The following is an 18007-nucleotide window of genomic DNA, read 5'->3' as shown; positions in this document are numbered from 1 at the left end:
GGCCCCAGCCAACCCCTCAGCCTGCCGTGGCAAGGCCGCAGCCGGCGCCCCCGCCCGTTGCCGCCCGGCCGCAGCCGGCACCGCCGCGCCCGCAGCCGGAACGCAGCGGCATGGTGCTGAATGAACTTTCCAGAGGCGAGATCGAGGCACGTCGCCGTGCGCTCGAAGGCTCGCATGCGCGTGAACAGGAAGATCGCCAGCGCGCGATGATCGAGGCCAAGCGCCGCCAGGAGGACGAAGAGCAGCGCAAGCGCGAGCGCGAGGCTTCCGCCCGCCGCCAGGCCGAGGAAGAGGCTCGCCTCCAGAAGGAAGCCGAATCCCGCCGCCGCGCCGAGGAAGAAGCTCGCCGCCGCGCTCCCCAACTCGAAGTCGCCACCGGCGACGACGACGACGTCCGTCCGCGCGGCAGCGTCGGCGCATTGCGCGGCGCACCCTTGCGCCGCCCGGCAACGCCGGAGGTCGCCAAGCCGACCCGGACACGTGGCGACGACGACCGGCGTCGCGGCAAGCTGACCGTAAGCTCGGCCACCGGCGACGAGGAGGCGCGCGCCCGCTCGCTGTCGTCGATGCGCCGCCGCCAGGAGAAGTTCAAGCGCGCCATGCATCAGGAGCCGCGCGAGAAGATCTCGCGCGAGGTCGTGCTGCCCGAGACCATCACCATCCAGGAACTGGCGCAGCGCATGTCCGAGCGCGCGGTCGATGTCGTGAAGTATTTCATGAAGCAGGGCCAGATTCTCAAGCCCGGCGACGTGCTCGACGCCGACACCGCCGAACTGGTTGCTTCGGAATTCGGCCACACCGTGCGCCGCGTCGCCGAGTCGGATATCGAGGAAGGCTTCTTCGGCGGCCCGGACAATCCGGAGGATTTGCAGCCGCGCCCACCGGTGGTCACCATCATGGGCCACGTCGACCACGGCAAGACCTCGCTGCTCGACGCTATCCGCAACGCCAACGTCGTCTCCGGCGAGGCCGGCGGCATCACCCAGCATATCGGCGCCTACCAGGTCGAGAAGAACGGCCAGAAGATCACCTTCATCGACACGCCCGGCCACGCCGCCTTCACGGCGATGCGCGCCCGCGGCGCGCAGGCGACGGACATCGCGGTGCTGGTGGTGGCGGCCGACGATTCGGTCATGCCGCAGACGGTGGAATCGATCAGCCATGCCAAGGCGGCCGGCGTGCCGATCATCGTGGCGATCAACAAGATCGACAAGCACGAGGCAGACCCGCAAAAGGTCCGCAGTGAATTGCTGCGCCACGAAGTCTTCGTCGAATCGATGGGCGGCGAGGTCTTGGACGTCGAGGTTTCGGCCAAGACGGGAGCCGGCCTCGACAGACTGCTGGAAGCGATCCTGCTGCAGGCCGAAGTGCTCGACCTGAAGGCCAATCCGGACCGCACTGCCGAGGGCGTCGTCATCGAAGCCAAGCTCGACAAGGGCCGCGGTCCGGTGGCCACCGTGCTCGTGCAGACCGGCGACCTGCTGGTGGGCGACATCATCGTGGCCGGCAACGAGTGGGGCCGCGTGCGCGCCCTGCTCGACGACCGCGGCGAACAGCTTGAAGGCGCCCTGCCCTCGCAGCCGGTCGAGATTCTCGGCCTGCAAGGCACGCCGATGGCCGGCGACCGCTTCGCCGTCGTTGATTCCGAGGCCCGCGCCCGCGAGATCACCGAGTACCGGCAGCGCAAGGCGCGCGACAAGGCGGCCGCCAAGCATGTTAGCCAGCGCGGCTCGCTGGAACAGATGATGTCGCAGCTTCAGGCGACCGGCATCAAGGAGTTCCCGCTGGTCATCAAGGCCGACGTGCAGGGCTCGGTCGAGGCGATCATCGTCGCCCTCGAAAAGCTCGGCACCGACGAGGTGCGCGCGCGCATCGTCCACAGCGGCGCCGGCGCGATCACCGAGAGCGATATCACCCTTGCCGAGACGGCGGGCGCGGCGGTCATCGGCTTCAACGTGCGAGCCAATCCACAGGCGCGCCAGGCAGCAGAGCAGGCCGGACTCGAGATCCGCTACTACAACATCATCTACAACCTCGTGGATGACGTGAAGGCGGCGATGTCGGGCATGCTGTCGCCGGAACGCCGCGAGACCTTCATCGGCAATGCGGAGATCCTCGAGATCTTCGACATTACCAAGCTCGGCAAGGTCGCCGGCTGCCGCATCACCGAGGGCAAGGTCGAGCGCGGCGCGGGCGTCCGCCTGATCCGCGACAACATCGTCGTCCACGAGGGCACGCTGAAGACGTTGAAGCGGTTCAAGGACGAGGTGTCCGAGGTTCCGGTCGGCCAGGAGTGCGGCATGGCCTTCGCCAACTACGAGGACATGCGCGTCGGCGACATCATCGAGTGCTTCCGTGTCGAGATGGTGACGAGGTCGCTGTAGGAGTTCGGCATTTCGATGGAGATCGGCTACACGCCGAACTATGCGGAATCGTTCATTGCGGGCCAGGCCGCGGCCCGCAATGCGTTTCGTTTTTGGCAGCGGTATTGGTGCTTCCCGGTCTATTTTATTCTGGGCGGCGCTATCGGAATTTCTTTTGGTTGGTCGTTGAACTACCTTGACGATTTTGTCGGCGGAACCACGGCGTTTGCGGTCGCGGCTGCTGGTTCCTTGGCGCTTTTTGTGATGGGCGTTGGGTTGACTAGGTCGATTGCTCGTCGATTAACTGCCCGGTGGATCAGGCAGCGCAGGACCGAGCGTCCGATGTTGTTTTCTGTTGAACCTGACGGGTTGCAATGGAAAACCGGTCAAAGTGTATCAAAACTTGGTTTTTCGGACATCGATCAGATATTCGAGGCCGGTCCATTAATCGGTTTTCTGGTCGCGGGGTCTGCACCTTTCGTTCCAAAGCGAGCGTTCAGTTCACCGGAGCAATGCCGCGAATTTATCAAGAATGTCTTCGAGCATCTTTCTGAAGAGGCGAAGCGGCGCTCAATGGGACAAAAGTCCATACGACTGGCAGTGGCTTAAATCAGGTCGCATACCAGTTCTTGCCCAGTACAGTGGACGTTAGACCAATGAATGCATCCCATTCCGGCCCATCCCAGCGCATGCTCCGTGTCGGCGAGCAGGTGCGCCACGCCCTGTCCGACGTACTCACACGTGGCGAAGTTCGCGATGACATCATCGAGAACACCGTGATCTCGATCTCCGAGGTACGCATGTCACCCGACCTCAAGATCGCCACCGCCTTCGTCTCACCGCTGGGTGCGGCCGATAATGACGCGGTGATCAAGGCGCTGGCGCGGAACGCGAAATTCATCCGCGGCCGGGTCTCGGGCGCGCTGCGCCAGATGCGCTCGATGCCGGAGTTCCGCTTCCGCCTCGACACCAGTTACGACAACATGTCCAAGATCGACCAGCTTCTGCGCTCACCCGAAGTGGCGCGCGACCTGGCGAAAGACGAGAAAGAAGAAGAATAAATGTCCCGTCGCGGCAAGAAAAAGGGCCGGCCGGTTTCCGGCTGGCTGATCCTGGACAAGCCGGTCGGCATGGGCTCGACCGAGGCTGTCGCCAAGATCAAGTGGCTGTTCCAGGCCGAGAAGGCGGGACACGCGGGCACGCTTGACCCGCTGGCTTCGGGCATGCTGCCGATCGCGCTGGGCGAAGCGACCAAGACGGTGCCCTATGTGCAGGACGGCGCAAAAGTCTATCGTTTCACCGTCGCCTGGGGTGAGGAGCGCTCCACCGACGACCTCGAAGGCCCGGTGACGAAATCGTCCGACACGCGGCCGACGCAAGCCGACATCGCCGCGCATCTGCCGAAATACACCGGCGTGATCATGCAGACGCCGCCGCAGTTCTCGGCGATCAAGATCGCCGGCGAACGCGCCTACGATCTTGCCCGCGAAGGCGAGACGGTCGACATCCCCGCCCGCGAGGTCGAGATCGGCCGGCTCGACATCATCGAGCACTCCGGCGACCGCACCATCTTCGAAGTCGAATGCGGCAAGGGCACCTATGTGCGCTCGCTGGCGCGCGATCTCGGCCGCGACCTCGGCTGTTACGGCCACATCGCCGAGCTTCGGCGCACCGAAGTCGATCCGTTCACGCCGGAGGATTTTGTCCTGCTGGCCGATCTGGAGGCCGCCGCGCCGAAGCGGGAGGAAGCTGACAGCGAAGGCGCCCGCCCCTTCGTCTCGCAGGCAGAGCGTTACACCGCGATCGACGCCTTCCTGGTCGACACGGGTGCGGCCCTGGACTGCCTGCCGCAGGTGGTCATCACAGACGACGCAGCGGCGAAGCTCAGGCTCGGCAATTCGATCATCCTGCGCGGCCGCGACGCTCCCTTGCAGGCGGACGAGGCCTGCGCCACGGCGCGTGGACGGCTGGTGGCAATCGGCGCGATAGAGGCCGGCATGTTCAAGCCGAAACGGGTTTTTGCCGGCTGAGGGCGGGCTCGGCGAGCCAGTCCCATCGCGCAGGGGGCCGTTATTCAATTCCGGTCTCGAACTGCCGTTGCGGCAGCGCCTGCTTCCGGAATGTAAACTGTCCCCTGGTTTCCTGCTCGACGAAACCCTCCGGCGGTCCCGAAAAGCCGGAGCATGACACTCCAAAACGGGGATGAAAAATGCGCCGCCGCGAAGAAATTTTTTCCCGTGGTTGTTTTTGACCTCGCCAACCCATTGAAATCGCTCGAAGGCGATTCTTCGGTGCGGACGCCTTCTGAAAAATTTACGCCGATCTCATCCCCGCCCCCAAAACCGGCCTGATAATCCTCTGCAGTTTCTCCCGCCGGGAACGCTTCCGGAGTCGTTCGAAAGCGGGGAGGAACCGGCGCCTCCGTCATGTTGCCGACGAAGCAGCATGGCCGGGAGGCCGCGTCCGAAGGTTCCTCCCCCGACACTACGGTCGGGGCGCACTGGACGAGTGCTTAAGACCGGGCCAGCCGAGGCACAAAAATGCCGGAGCCGGAGCAAGGCGAAGCGGAACGGGACGAGGCCAAAAATCGCCGGCGGGCGCGGGAAGCTGCGCCATAGTGTTAGTCTGTGAGGCAAGGCTTGTTGCGCCCGCTTCCCGACTTCTCCCTCCGGACTTCTCCCTCCGCGGCGGGGAGCGTTCTTTGACAATGGCCAGGGCCGAAGGGCAGCGTGGCGATGATGGGACGTGCCATGCAAATCCGCTTGCCAGCCTTCGAAACCACGCAATTCAAGGGGTATGGCTTTTGTGAATGAATTGCACTATATGCGCGCCATCGCACGAAAACGAGCGACGATAACGGCCCCTGCTGGACGACATCCCGGCTGCGGGCATCCCGTTTCCTCCAATGATAAAGGAAAAACGCGATGTCGATCACTGCTGATCGCAAGAAAGAACTCATGACGGAATACGCGACCAAGGCGGGAGACACCGGGTCCCCCGAAGTCCAGGTCGCCATTCTCTCGGAGCGGATCAAGAACCTGACCGAGCACTTCAAGGGCCATGTGAAGGACAACCATTCCCGCCGCGGCCTGCTCGCTCTGGTGTCGCAGCGCCGCCGCCTGCTCGACTATCTGAAGGGCAAGGACGAAGGCCGCTACGCGACGCTGATCGAAAAGCTCGGCTTGCGCCGTTGACGAACTGACCGGCGGGCTTTCCCAGCGAAAGCCCGCCGGTCGCGCATTCGGGACACGATCGTTCGTGCCCCACCGGACCATGAAGCGACCGCCACGAGGGCTGGAGGCATCACGGTCCACCACCGGTTCGATCCCGAGGGCAGGATCGAAACCGCCCATGGACAGGTCATGGGGCAGGATTGCAGGACGCCCGGAGACGTGGCCCAAGCCCGCGTCGATGATCCGGACCTCCCGTTGTCTTGCCCGTGGCTCGTCCGACCCGCAGCCAATAGGGATGCGCCGACGGCAATGAGGCCGGTCCGGCGCTGCCCGCATAGCAAGGACAAGACATGTTCAATCATCACAGAGTAGAAATCGAATGGGCTGGCCGCCCGCTGATCCTCGAGACCGGCAAAATCGCCCGCCAGGCCGACGGCGCCGTGCTCGCCACCTACGGCGAGACCGTGGTTCTGGCCACCGTCGTCTCCGCCAAGGAGCCGAAGCCGGGCTTCGACTTCTTCCCGCTCACCGTCAACTACCAGGAAAAGACCTACGCGGCCGGAAAGATTCCCGGCGGTTATTTCAAGCGTGAAGGCCGTCCGAGCGAGAAGGAGACGCTGGTCTCCCGCCTGATCGACCGCCCGATCCGCCCGCTCTTCGCCGACGGCTACAAGAACGACACCCAGGTCGTCGTCACCGTCATGCAGCATGACCTCGAGAACGATCCGGACATCCTGTCGATCGTCGCCACCTCCGCCGCGCTCACGCTGTCGGGCGTGCCGTTCATGGGCCCGGTCGGCGGCGCCCGCGTCGGCTACGTCAACGGCGAATACGTGCTTAACCCGCATATCGACGTGATGCCGGAATCGAAGCTCGACCTCGTCGTCGCCGGCACCGGCGACGCCGTGCTGATGGTCGAATCCGAGGCGCAGGAACTGCCGGAAGACGTGATGCTCGGCGCCGTCATGTTCGGCCACAAGGGTTTTCAGCCGGTGCTCGACGCGATCATCCAGCTCGCCGAGCTGGCCGCCAAGGACCCGCGCGACCACAAGGTCACCGATCTTTCCGAACTCGAAGCCACCATGCTCGGCCTGGTCGAGGACGAGCTACGTGCCGCCTACAAGATCATCGACAAGCAGGCCCGCTACAACGCCGTCGACGCCGCCAAGGCCAAGGTCAAGGCGACGCTGCTGCCGGAAGGCGCCGAGCAGACCGTCTGGTCGAGCGAGCAGGTCTCGTCGGTGTTCAAGGAATTGCAGGCCAAGATCGTCCGCTGGAACATTCTGGACACCGGCAGCCGCATCGACGGCCGCGACCTGAAGACGGTGCGAAACATCGTGTCGGAAGTCGGCGTGCTGCCGCGCACCCACGGTTCGGCGCTGTTCACCCGCGGCGAGACGCAGGCGATCGTCGTCGCCACGCTGGGTACCGGCGAGGACGAGCAGTATGTCGATTCGCTGACCGGCATGTACAAGGAGACCTTCCTCCTCCACTACAACTTCCCGCCCTACTCCGTCGGCGAGACCGGCCGCATGGGTTCGCCGGGACGCCGCGAGATCGGCCACGGCAAGCTCGCCTGGCGCGCCATCCACCCGATGCTGCCGGTCACGGAAGCCTTCCCCTACACGCTGCGCGTCGTTTCCGAGATCACCGAGTCCAACGGCTCGTCGTCGATGGCGACGGTGTGCGGCACCTCGCTGGCGCTGATGGACGCCGGCGTACCGCTGACCCGTCCGGTCGCCGGCATCGCCATGGGCCTGATCAAGGAAGGCGAGCGCTTTGCCGTGCTCTCCGACATCCTCGGCGACGAGGACCATCTCGGCGACATGGACTTCAAGGTGGCCGGCACCGCCAACGGCATCACCTCGCTGCAGATGGACATCAAGATCGACGGCATCACCGAAGAGATCATGAAGGTGGCGCTGGAGCAGGCAAAGGGCGGCCGCATCCACATCCTCGGCGAGATGGCCAAGGCGCTGTCGGAAGGCCGCAAGGAGCTCGGCGAGTTCGCGCCGCGCATCGAGGTCATGCACATCCCGACCGACAAGATCCGCGAAGTGATCGGGTCGGGCGGCAAGGTGATCCGCGAGATCGTCGAGAAGACCGGCGCCAAGATCAACATCGAGGACGACGGCACGGTCAAGATCGCCTCTTCCAACGCCAAGGAGATCGAGGCGGCGAAGAAGTGGATCCACACCATCGTGGCCGAGCCGGAGGTCGGCGAGATCTACGAGGGCACGGTCGTCAAGACCGCCGACTTCGGCGCCTTCGTCAATTTCTTCGGTCCGCGCGACGGCCTCGTCCACATCTCGCAACTCGCCGCCGATCGCGTCCAGAAGACCACCGACGTTGTTAAGGAAGGCGACAAGGTGTGGGTCAAGCTCATGGGCTTCGACGAGCGCGGCAAGGTGCGGCTCTCCATGAAGGTCGTCGACCAGAAGACCGGCAAGGAGATCGTGCGCGAGAAGAAGGCCGAGGAAGACGCGGCCTAAGCAGCGTCATCTTGAGGAATTCCGAAGGGCGCGATCACAGGTCGCGCCCTTCGTCATTTCGGGGGAGGCTCGCCATGAGCGACATGAAGACAAGCTTGAAAAGGATCGATATCCCACAAATCGATGTGGGCGCTCCGAGTCCGCTCGTCCTGGCCGAGGAGAACAGGCTGCTGTTCGGCTATTATTTGCAAACCCGCGCCGCAGGCGAACCTTTTGATTCCTGTGCGATTGTCTCGGTCGGAACATACCTCGCGCTGAAGTTTGGTTATCCGAACGACGAGGCGCTGGGTGGCCATCGCTATGCACCGATTGGGCTGCGTCCCTACAGCGCCTATGAGGTCCTCGAATCCGAATGGATTCGTGAAATGAAGGAAGCCAACTGGGTGCATCCCCATCATACGGACAGGATGTTCGCCTACGATCGGCATTTCATTTTTACATTCCACGATTCGGTCCTCGAATTCGTCAGCAGCGATGATCTTGCCGTGTCCCGTTCGCGTGGCGATCTGCGCGAGCTCATCTGTGCCGAAGCGTGCCAACGGGCGTCGGTGCAGCGAGCTGAGACTACTCGGATTGCCGAGGAACTTGCTGACAGACGGGGACCCCATCGCGGGGCGGATGGGAGTCGTGGCACCGAAAAGAAACATCGAGGGTCTGGCGCACTGGGGAAACTGCTCCAAACTCTCGGACTCAGATAGGAGGCGGATTCCGTTGGACGCATGTCAGGAAAAAGTATCAGCCGTCGTCGCTTCACGCTGGCCCGCCTTCGGCCGAGACAAGGCCCGGAATGAGCCGCGAAACCCTCGACACCCTGTTCCATCCGTTTAACTCCGGCGCGCTGGAGGCGGCAGGAACCGGCCAGCGCGCACTGTTCCTAGGCGCGGAGCCGGATTTTCGACTGCCAGAGGGTTTTGCAGCGCGGCTGAGTCTCGTCCAGGGTTTTCGCCCGCATTTCCGTGCACTTCAACGATCGAATCTTGAGGTAGCGCCTCAAGCCGAGGGGGACAACTACGACGCCGCGCTCGTGCTCTGCGGCCGGCATCGCGGCGAGAACGAGTTGCGGATCGCCGAGGCCATTGCGCGGACCCGACAAGGCGGATTGATCGTCGTTGCCGGCGGCAAGGACGAGGGCATCGCCAGCCTGCGCAAGCGCATGGCCGATCAGGTTGCCATCGACGGACATCTGCCGAAATATCACGGTACCGCCTTCTGGTTCCGGCACCCAGCGGATGGGGACACGGCCGCGGAAACGCTTCGCAACGGCGCGAAAACGGACCTTGTTGAAGGCCGCTTCCGCACCGCGCCTGGCATGTTTTCACACGACCGCATCGACGCCGGTTCGAAACTGCTCGCCAACAACCTGCCCGACCAGCTCTCCGGCCGCGTCGCCGATTTCTGCGCCGGCTGGGGATATCTGGCGTCCGAGGTCGCCCTACGGTTCTCGAAGGTGAAGGCGCTCGATCTGTACGAAGCCGACTTCGCCTCGCTGGAAGCCGCCAAGGCGAATCTCGCCGACGTTAAATCGCCGCCGACCCGCTTCTTCTGGCACGATCTGGCCGGCGAGCCGGTGACGGAGCGCTATGACGCGATCGTCATGAACCCGCCCTTCCACACCGGACGACGCGCCGAGCCGGAACTTGGGCAGACAATCATCAAGACTGCGATAAAAGCGCTCAAGCCAGGCGGGCGGCTTTACCTGGTAGCCAATCGGCAGTTGCCTTACGAAAAGACATTGGCAGGTACGGTTTCCGAATTCGCCGAGATCGCCGGCGACCGAACCTTCAAGGTTCTCGTGGCACGACGCTGACCGGCTTCAGGCGACCTGACGCGCGCCAGCCAGACCGCCCTGCACGACCGACAAGGCCGGCCTCGCCCCCAAGGGAGCCGGCCGTCCGAACAGAAAACCCTGCACTTCCTGGCAACCCGCTGCGCGCAGCATCGTCGCCTGTTTCTCGGTTTCGACGCCCTCGGCGATGGTCTTCACGCCAAGCGCACGCGACAGGCTGACGATGGTTGATACCACGGCATTCGAACCGGAATCGGTTTCGATGCGGCTGATGAACGACCGGTCGATCTTCAGCTTGTGGAACGGGAAGTCTATCAGGTAGCTGAGGTTGGAATAGCCCGTGCCGAAATCGTCGACGGCGACCGAAATCCCCATCTCGCCGAGTTTGCGCAGCAGGACGGCGGCGAAGTCGCGATCCTGCATCATCGCCGATTCCGTCACCTCGAGTTCGAGGCGTTTGGGATTGATGCCCGATGTCCTGACCGCGTCGGCGACCACGTCGAGAAAGTCGCGGGCCATGAACTGCACCGGCGAGATGTTGACGGCGACGACGCAGTCGTTGGGCAGGTGTTTTGCATCCTCGCAGGCCTGCCGCAGCACCCATTCGCCGATCGGCACGATCATACCGGTTTCTTCAGCGATCGGAATGAACTCGGCCGGTGGGATCATGCCGCGTTCCCCATGCTTCCAGCGGATCAGCGCCTCATATCCGATGATGCGGCTATTGGAGAGGTCGAACTGAGGCTGGTAGTGGAGATGAAAATCGCCGCGCTGGAAGGCCGCGTGCAGCTCGGCCTCGACCCATTGGCGGTAGTCGGCGACGCGACCCATCTCCGGCTGAAAGACCGCCCATTCGCCGATGCCGCTGGCGCGTGCGCTCTGCAGCGCAAGATTGGAGCGGCGCAGGATGAGCATCGGGTCGACGCCGTCCTTGGGAATGGCGACAATGCCGACGGACAGGTTGACCGTCTGGAGATGGGTCTTCAACTGATAGGGCTCGCCCATGCGCTCGATGAGCGTCTCGATCAGCGTTTCTAGGCGATCGTCCGCCACGCGGTCCGGCACAAGCACGGCAAACTCGCCGGCTCCGATCCGGCCGATCGTCACGCCGCGCGGCAAACTGTCCTTCAGCCGCGCGGTAAAAGCGCGGATCAGGTCATCGCCCTGGCTGTAGCCGATCGAATCGTTGATGTGCTTGAAGCGGTCGATATCGATGTCGACGAGGTAGATCGGCTCGCCGGTCCGCACGGCGGCCGATGCCGCCTCGGCGATCTTGCCGACCATCGCGGTGCGGGCAAACAGGCCGGTCAGCTTGTCGAAATGTGTCTCGTTGTAGACGTAGCCTGCCGACTCATCGACGCCAGCGAAGAACGACAGGGCGGAGCCGGCAGCGGCGAGTGCGCAAAGCGCTGCCGCGATCACTCCAACGGCCTGCGGAGACAGGCCGGCCAAGCCGTCACCGAAGCCGAAGTTCAAACCCCAGAGACCGAGGACGAAGCTGCCAAGCCCGGACGCGGCAATCGTGATCAGCCGGAACGCCCTGCCCCGATTTGGGTTAGCGGTTGACGCCATGAAAAAATCCCCCAAAGGGCGTCTAGCGCGGATGTTCTTAATACAGTTCTCCGTGCCTCGCTTGCATTTTACACACAACCAGCAACCCCTCACTGACAAAACTCAAGGGTTGCTTCACCCTAGGCACGGGCTTCCGTCTTCCCCGGCGGCTGGCCCTAGACCGCTCCCGAATCGCCCTGCTTCAGCTCCTCCAGCGTCGGCATCGAGACGATGTGATAGCCCGAATCAACATAATGTATCTCGCCCGTGACTCCCGAGGAAAGGTCCGAAAGAAGATAGAGCGCCGAGCCGCCGACTTCGTCGAGGCTCACGGTGCGCCTGAGCGGCGAGTTGCGCTGCTGGTAGGCGAACATATAGCGGGCGTCCGAGATACCGGCACCGGCCAGCGTGCGCACCGGACCCGCCGAGATTGCGTTGACCCTTATGCCGCGCGGACCAAAATCGTTGGCGAGGTAGCGAACGCTGGCCTCCAGCCCGGCTTTGGCCACGCCCATGACGTTATAGTTGGGCATGATGCGGACCGATCCGGCATAGGTGAGCGTCAGCATCGAGCCGCCTTCGGACATCAGCGCGGCGGCGTTGCGGGCGACCTCGGTGAAGGAATAGCAGGAGATCACCATGGTGCGGATGAAGTTCTCGCGGCTGGTATCGGCGTAGAGCCCCTTCAACTCGTTCTTGTCGGAAAAACCGATGGCGTGAACGACGAAATCCAGCTTGCCCCATTCGTTGCCGAGCGTTTCGAACACGCTGGCCACCGAGGCGCTGTCCTCGACATCGCAGGGCAGCACCAGCGACGCGCCGACCTTGTCGGCCAGCGGCCGCACGCGCCGTCCGAAGGCGTCACCCTGATAGGTGAAAGCGAGACTCGCGCCGCTCGCCGCCAGCCGCTGGGCAATGCCCCAGGCAATCGAATGGTCGTTCGCAACCCCCATGACGAGGCCGCGCTTGCCCTTCATCAGCCCGTCCATGCGGCGGCCTAAGCGGCGAAACGCTGGAAGACCAGCGTCGCATTGGTGCCGCCAAAACCGAAGGAATTCGACAGCACCGTATCGATCTTGGCATTGTCGATGCGCTCGCGGACGATCGGCATGCCTTCGAATTCGGGATCGAGTTCTTCGATATGGGCGCTCTTGCCAATGAAGCCGCCCTGCATCATCAGGATCGAATAGATCGATTCCTGCACGCCGGCCGCACCGAGCGAGTGTCCGGTCAGCGACTTCGTCGAAGTGATGTAGGGCATTTCCGTGCCAAACACCTCGCGGATCGCGCCCATCTCGCGGGAATCGCCGACCGGCGTCGACGTGCCGTGGGTGTTTATGTAGTCGATGGGCGTTTTCACCGTGGCGATCGCCTGCTTCATGCAGCGGACCGCGCCTTCACCCGACGGCGCAACCATGTCGTAGCCGTCGGAGGTGGCGCCATAACCGACGATCTCGGCGTAGATCTTCGCGCCGCGCGCCTTGGCGTGCTCCAGTTCCTCCAGCACCAGCACGCCGGCGCCGCCGGCGATGACGAAGCCGTCGCGGTTGATATCGTAGGCCCGCGAGGCGGTGGAGGCGCGGTCGTTGAATTTCGACGACATGGCGCCCATGGCGTCGAACAGGTCGGACATGGTCCAGTCGAGATCCTCGTGGCCGCCGGCGAACATCACGTCCTGCTTGCCCCACTGGATCATTTCGGCGGCATTGCCGATGCAATGCGCCGAGGTCGAGCAGGCCGACGAGATCGAATAGTTGACGCCATGGATCTTGAACCAGGTGGCGAGAGTCGCCGATGCCGTCGACGACATCGCCTTCGGCACGGCGAACGGGCCGATACGCTTGGGACTGTTGTTCTTCAGCGTCGTTTCGGCGGCTTCCACGATCGTCTTGGTCGACGGCCCGCCGGAACCCATGATGATGCCGGTGCGCTCGTTGGTGATGTCGCTCTCTTCCAGCCCCGCATCGACGATCGCCTGCTGCATCGCGACGTGATTCCACGCGCCGCCCTTGTGCAGGAAACGCAGGGCGCGGCGGTCGACCATGTCGGTCGGGTCGAGCGTCGGCGCCCCCCAGACCTGGCAGCGGAATCCATGCTCGGCGAAGGATTCCGAAAAGCTGATGCCGGATTTGGCGTCGTGCAGCGACGCCTGCACTTCATTAGCGTTGTTGCCGATCGAGGAGACGATCCCCAAGCCCGTGACGACGACACGTCTCATGATGCGATCCTCGCTAAATTCGATGCGTCCGGCCGGTCAGGCGGCGGACTGCTTGGACAGGCCGACCTTGAGGTCGGTCGCCGCGTATATGGGCTCGCCATCGGCCTTCAACCAGCCGTCGGCGATGCCGAGCACCAGGCGTCCGCGCATGACCCGCTTGAAATCCACGCCGTATTCCACCTTCTTCACCGAAGGCGTGACCATGCCCTTGAACTTCACTTCGCCGGTCGACAGCGCCATGCCCTTGCCGGGCTCGCCCAGCCAGCCGAGATAAAAGCCGGTCATCTGCCACATGGCGTCAAGCCCAAGGCAGCCCGGCATGATGGGATTGCCGATGAAGTGGCAGGCGAAGAACCACAGGTCCGGCTTGATGTCGAACTCGGCGCGGATGAAACCCTTGTCATAGGCGCCGCCGGTCTCGCTGATCTCGGTGATGCGGTCGAACATCAGCATCGGCGGATAGGGCAGTTGCGCATTGCCCGGACCGAACAGTTCGCCGCGCGCGCAGGCCAGCAGGTCTTCATAGTCGTAGCTGGATTTCGCCGCTGCTGCCATCAGTTCCGCCCTTGGTTCATCTCTGGCGCCCGGCTGCACCTTTGTCATTTACAGAAGCGGCATCACGAACCGTTTCAACCCGGAAATCGACGTTAGCGCTTAGCCTGCCGGCCCTGCCCGGTCAATGCACGGCTATTGATCGAACGCGGACAACCGAATATATGCTCTTAAGGTTTTGAGCGCATATTTGCCACTTTGGTGAAGCATGCGACGACAACCGGGGTAGAATTTGGCGGGACGATGAAGTCGTCAAACAGCACATTGAGCATAGACGAACGCGTGCGCCGGGCCGGTCTCCGCCCGACGCGGCAGCGCGTGGCACTTGCCGATCTGCTGTTCGCCAAGGGTGACCGCCATCTCTCGGCCGAACTTCTTCATGAGGAAGCGCTCGCCGTGGGCGTGCCGGTTTCGCTGGCGACGGTCTACAACACGCTGCATCAGTTCACGGAAGCCGGGCTGCTTCGCATCCTCGCCGTCGAGGGATCGAAGACCTATTTCGACACCAACACGTCCGACCACCACCATTTCTTCATCGAGGGCGAAAACACCGTCTTCGACATCATGTCCGGTCCGATCAAGGTCAGCGACCTTCCCGAGCCGCCGGAAGGCATGGAAATCGTGAACGTCGACGTGGTCGTGCGCCTGCGCCGGAAGTCCGACGTCTAATCGCTAAATGCAGTTTCCCCGATGGATGGACGCCACGCTCAGGATCGAGTGGGCGTGCATTGCCTTGGTGGCGGCAGCAGTCTTCACGACCATGGGCGGTTCTTGGCTGCTGTTCGCGGTTCTGGTGCTGGCGCCTGACCTTTCGATGTTCGGCTATCTGGCCGGACCTCGCGTCGGTGCTTTCGCCTACAATCTGGTGCATACGCTGATAGGACCAACAGTGCTCGCCGGAATCGCCTGGGTCGCGGACAGTAACATCGTCATGCAAATCGCCCTTGTCTGGGTCTTCCACATTGCGGTCGACCGCGCGCTTGGATACGGGCTCAAATTGCCAACATCGTTCCAGGATACGCATCTCGGCCGGATCGGCCGGGGCTGAACCCGGCAATCAGTCCTTGATCGTCTCGCCGGGATAAGCGCCCCATACCAGCGTCTGGTTGAGCCAGCCGGTGTGGCCGGCAAAAACCATCCGGCACCAGTCGCCATTGCATTCCTTGATGGTGCCGACCACGCCGGGCTCTATCGCCGCGACCTTGCCTGCATCTGGCCTTGGTTCGGAGAGCAGATCGATCCTGGCATCCTTGCCGCGCTGCCACGGCGCGGCGATCGCGGTGCGCTTGCCTGAGAGCAGCGACTGGTTGATCCAGCCCTCGCTTCCGTCAGAATCGCGGACGCGCCGCCAGTTGTCATATTCCTGCACTATCTCCATCGGCAGGCCAGGCTTCAGATACATCCAGTCGATCGGATAGTTGACGCCGGGTCCTATACGGGAATTCACCCGCCCCGACTTGAGGCTGACGAAGCGGGGCAACGGCAAGCCGCTGGCGCCCTGCGATGCGCTTTGAATTACGGCGCCTTGCGCAAGCGCAGCACCGCCGGCTGGCGTCAGGAAAGACAAAGCAAGCAGTGCAGCCACGGCGGCGGCGCGAAACGACACTGGACCAGACACTCTCGTACCTCTGCATGCAGCGCGGACGCGCTTGCCGCGCGGCGCCTTTTTCTTTGTCATCGGCCCGACCGCTTGTTACACAGGCTGTCGCGCCTCGACCGGCATCAAGTTTCGCCTGTCTTGGTTAAAGAGGTCTCAACGGGACCCGGATTCGAGGAAACAATGGCGGGCAAGAAAAAGCCTCTCGTCGTGATTACCCGCAAGCTCCCGGACCAGGTCGAGACGCGCATGCGCGAGCTTTTCGACGCACGGCTGAACGTCGACGACCGTGCAATGACCCAGGCCGAACTTGTCGCGGCCATAAAGGAAGCGGACGTGCTGGTGCCCACCGTCACCGACCGCATCGACGCGCCGCTGATCGAGCAGGCCGGCAAGAATTTCAAGCTGATCGCCAATTTCGGCAATGGCGTCGACAAGATCGACGTGGAGGCCGCGACCAGAAAAGGGATCACGGTCACCAACACACCCGGCGTGCTGACCGAGGACACGGCCGACATGACCATGGCGCTGATGCTCGCCGTTCCCCGGCGGCTTGCGGAAGGCGCCAACATACTGGAGCATCCGGCGAAATGGGCGGGCTGGTCGCCGACCTGGATGCTGGGCCGCCGCTTCACCGGAAAGCGCCTGGGCATCATCGGCATGGGCCGCATCGGCACGGCGGTGGCACGCCGCGCAAAGGCCTTCGGCCTGTCCATCCACTACCACAACCGCCACCGCGCCCTGCAAAGCGTCGAGGACGAGCTTGAGGCGACCTACTGGGAAAGCCTCGACCAGATGCTGGCGCGCATGGACATCATCTCCATCAACTGCCCGTCGACGCCGGCGACCTTCCATCTTTTGTCGGCCCGCCGCCTCGCGCTGATGCAGCCGACCAGCTACATCGTCAACACGGCGCGCGGCGACCTGATCGACGAGGAGGCATTGATCAAGATGCTGCAGGACAGCAAGCTCGCCGGCGCCGGGCTTGACGTGTTCGAGCACGAGCCCGCGGTCAACCCGCGTCTGGTGAAGCTGGCGGCCAAGGGCAAGGTGGTCATCCTGCCGCATATGGGCTCCGCCACCATCGAGGGCCGCATCGACATGGGCGAAAAGGTGATCATCAACATCCGCACCTTCTTCGACGGCCATCGCCCGCCAGATCGCGTGCTGCCGGACAGGACGTAGCGCCGGCATCTCTTTGTGTCTTGCCCTACACCATGGCGTCATGAGCGGACGCTATGGCATCCGTGTTCGCAACCCAGAGGGAAATCTCATGAATCGAACGGCTTTGCTGGCGCTCGCGGCATCCCTTACCCTGCCCGCTACGGCCTACGCGGGCCAGGGCTTCGATGTCGTGACGCTTGGCGCGCGCGGCGGCATCGAGGACGGCAATCTCAGCGCCTATATGATCTCGCCGCATGGCGATCCACGCGCCGTGACCTGCGACGCCGGCGCGATGGTCGCGGGGCTTCGCGTCGCGGATGCCAAGGGCGTCTTCGACGGCGTGGCCGTACCGGCCGATTCGCCCTACACACGGGTCGGCTACGTGCTGGTCGAGCAGATCAAGGGTTATCTGATCAGCCATGCCCATCTCGACCACATCGCCGGCCTCATCGCCGCCTCGCCCGACGACGGCAAGAAGCCGATCTACGCCCTGCCGTCGGTGAACAGCGACATCGAGGAGACCTATTTCAACTGGGAGGCCTGGCCCAATTTCGGCAACCGGGGCAAGGAACCGCAACTCAAGAAATACGAATACCGCGACCTGCAGGCCTCCGATAAGGTCGAGCTTACAGGGACCGGCATGAGCGTCACCGCTTTCCCGCTCAGCCATGGCGGCGTGGAATCCACCGCCTTCTTAATCGAGAGCGGCGACGACGCGCTGCTCTGTTTCGGCGACACCGGGCCGGACACGGTCGAGAAATCGACGAGAATCGCCGATATCTGGACCGCCGTCGCCGACAAGGTGCGGCAAAAGCAGCTCAAGGCCATCATCATCGAGGTGTCCTACACCAATGCGCAGCCCGACAAATTCCTGTTCGGTCACCTTACGCCGGCCTGGCTACTGAGATCGCTGCACGGACTGGAAGAGAAAACGGGAAAGGGCAGCCTCAAGGACCTGCCCGTGGTGATCAGCCACATAAAATATTCGCTGAAGAAAGGGCCGTCGCCGCAAGAGAAAATTCTTGGGGAATTGCAGGCGGGCAATGATCTCGGCGTGAATTTCATCATCCCCGAGCAAGGGATGAAGTGGCGGTTCTGAGGACGGCACAAC

At 63.3% G+C, this 18007-nt stretch carries 18 protein-coding genes; 13 read left to right on the top strand and 5 right to left on the bottom strand.

The annotated features are described in order from the left end of the window. The 9 genes from infB to ACH196_RS20480 form a co-directional block, all read left to right on the top strand. Window positions 1–2384: translation initiation factor IF-2 (gene infB / locus ACH196_RS20520; RefSeq protein ID WP_396648783.1), on the top strand; the 2384-nt coding region annotated here is incomplete at its 5' end. Window positions 2385–2399: 15 nt separating this feature from the next. Then, window positions 2400–2972: a YcxB family protein gene (locus ACH196_RS20515; RefSeq protein ID WP_396648782.1), complete on the top strand. Its 573-nt coding sequence runs from the start codon at window positions 2400–2402 to the stop codon at window positions 2970–2972. A 47-nt stretch (window positions 2973–3019) separates the two neighbouring features. After that, window positions 3020–3424, top strand: coding sequence for a 30S ribosome-binding factor RbfA (gene rbfA / locus ACH196_RS20510; protein WP_396648781.1), 405 nt, complete (start codon window positions 3020–3022; stop codon window positions 3422–3424). Then, window positions 3425–4393: a tRNA pseudouridine(55) synthase TruB gene (truB, locus tag ACH196_RS20505; protein WP_396648780.1), complete on the top strand. Its 969-nt coding sequence runs from the start codon at window positions 3425–3427 to the stop codon at window positions 4391–4393. A 153-nt stretch (window positions 4394–4546) separates the two neighbouring features. Beyond that, on the top strand, window positions 4547–4714 hold the full coding sequence (locus tag ACH196_RS20500) for a hypothetical protein (protein WP_396648779.1): 168 nt from the start codon (window positions 4547–4549) through the stop codon (window positions 4712–4714). Between the two features lie 573 nt (window positions 4715–5287). After that, complete coding sequence (gene rpsO / locus ACH196_RS20495) at window positions 5288–5557, top strand: 30S ribosomal protein S15 (RefSeq protein WP_349007541.1); 270 nt, start codon at window positions 5288–5290, stop codon at window positions 5555–5557. A 329-nt stretch (window positions 5558–5886) separates the two neighbouring features. Continuing rightward, window positions 5887–8028, top strand: coding sequence for a polyribonucleotide nucleotidyltransferase (pnp, locus tag ACH196_RS20490; RefSeq protein ID WP_396648778.1), 2142 nt, complete (start codon window positions 5887–5889; stop codon window positions 8026–8028). Window positions 8029–8102: 74 nt separating this feature from the next. Continuing rightward, the gene (locus ACH196_RS20485) at window positions 8103–8726 is read left to right on the top strand and encodes a hypothetical protein (RefSeq protein WP_396648777.1); all 624 of its coding nucleotides are present in this window, start codon (window positions 8103–8105) and stop codon (window positions 8724–8726) included. A gap of 89 nt (window positions 8727–8815) precedes the next feature. Further along, the gene (locus ACH196_RS20480; protein ID WP_396648776.1) at window positions 8816–9835 is read left to right on the top strand and encodes a class I SAM-dependent methyltransferase; all 1020 of its coding nucleotides are present in this window, start codon (window positions 8816–8818) and stop codon (window positions 9833–9835) included. 6 nt (window positions 9836–9841) lie between these two features. Here ACH196_RS20480 and ACH196_RS20475 read toward each other — a convergent pair whose 3' ends face one another. The 4 genes from ACH196_RS20475 to fabA all read right to left on the bottom strand — a co-directional run bounded on the left by ACH196_RS20475 (window position 9842) and on the right by fabA (window position 14138). Continuing rightward, the gene (locus ACH196_RS20475; RefSeq protein WP_396648775.1) at window positions 9842–11386 is read right to left on the bottom strand and encodes a putative bifunctional diguanylate cyclase/phosphodiesterase; all 1545 of its coding nucleotides are present in this window, start codon (window positions 11384–11386) and stop codon (window positions 9842–9844) included. A gap of 155 nt (window positions 11387–11541) precedes the next feature. Beyond that, window positions 11542–12354, bottom strand: a complete 813-nt coding sequence (fabI, locus tag ACH196_RS20470) for an enoyl-ACP reductase FabI (RefSeq protein ID WP_396648774.1) — start codon at window positions 12352–12354, stop codon at window positions 11542–11544. A gap of 8 nt (window positions 12355–12362) precedes the next feature. After that, on the bottom strand, window positions 12363–13583 hold the full coding sequence (fabB, locus tag ACH196_RS20465) for a beta-ketoacyl-ACP synthase I (RefSeq protein ID WP_396648773.1): 1221 nt from the start codon (window positions 13581–13583) through the stop codon (window positions 12363–12365). Window positions 13584–13619: 36 nt separating this feature from the next. Further along, window positions 13620–14138 (bottom strand): 3-hydroxyacyl-[acyl-carrier-protein] dehydratase FabA, encoded by a 519-nt coding sequence (gene fabA, locus ACH196_RS20460; protein ID WP_396648772.1) that lies wholly within the window; start codon window positions 14136–14138, stop codon window positions 13620–13622. A gap of 240 nt (window positions 14139–14378) precedes the next feature. Here fabA and irrA point away from each other — a divergent pair, with 240 nt between their 5' ends. Both irrA and ACH196_RS20450 read left to right on the top strand, forming a co-directional pair. Then, the gene (irrA, locus tag ACH196_RS20455) at window positions 14379–14804 is read left to right on the top strand and encodes an iron response transcriptional regulator IrrA (RefSeq protein WP_396648771.1); all 426 of its coding nucleotides are present in this window, start codon (window positions 14379–14381) and stop codon (window positions 14802–14804) included. Window positions 14805–14829: 25 nt separating this feature from the next. Next, window positions 14830–15183 (top strand): DUF4260 domain-containing protein, encoded by a 354-nt coding sequence (locus ACH196_RS20450; protein ID WP_396648770.1) that lies wholly within the window; start codon window positions 14830–14832, stop codon window positions 15181–15183. Window positions 15184–15192: 9 nt separating this feature from the next. Here ACH196_RS20450 and ACH196_RS20445 read toward each other — a convergent pair whose 3' ends face one another. Then, window positions 15193–15753, bottom strand: a complete 561-nt coding sequence (locus tag ACH196_RS20445; protein ID WP_396648769.1) for an SH3 domain-containing protein — start codon at window positions 15751–15753, stop codon at window positions 15193–15195. Window positions 15754–15915: 162 nt separating this feature from the next. Here ACH196_RS20445 and ACH196_RS20440 point away from each other — a divergent pair, with 162 nt between their 5' ends. Together ACH196_RS20440 and ACH196_RS20435 are read left to right on the top strand one after the other, a co-directional pair. Next, window positions 15916–16917: a 2-hydroxyacid dehydrogenase gene (locus ACH196_RS20440; RefSeq protein ID WP_396648768.1), complete on the top strand. Its 1002-nt coding sequence runs from the start codon at window positions 15916–15918 to the stop codon at window positions 16915–16917. 88 nt (window positions 16918–17005) lie between these two features. Next, a complete protein-coding gene (locus ACH196_RS20435) occupies window positions 17006–17995 on the top strand; it encodes an MBL fold metallo-hydrolase (RefSeq protein ID WP_396648767.1) in 990 nt (329 codons plus the stop codon). Window positions 17996–18007 lie beyond the last annotated feature (12 nt).

The sequence above is a fragment of the Mesorhizobium sp. IMUNJ 23232 genome, from assembly GCF_044326205.1.
Taxonomy (GTDB): Bacteria; Pseudomonadota; Alphaproteobacteria; order Rhizobiales; family Rhizobiaceae; genus Kumtagia.
Note: the sequence above shows the minus strand (reverse complement) of the source record. Positions and strands in the feature narration are given on the sequence as shown.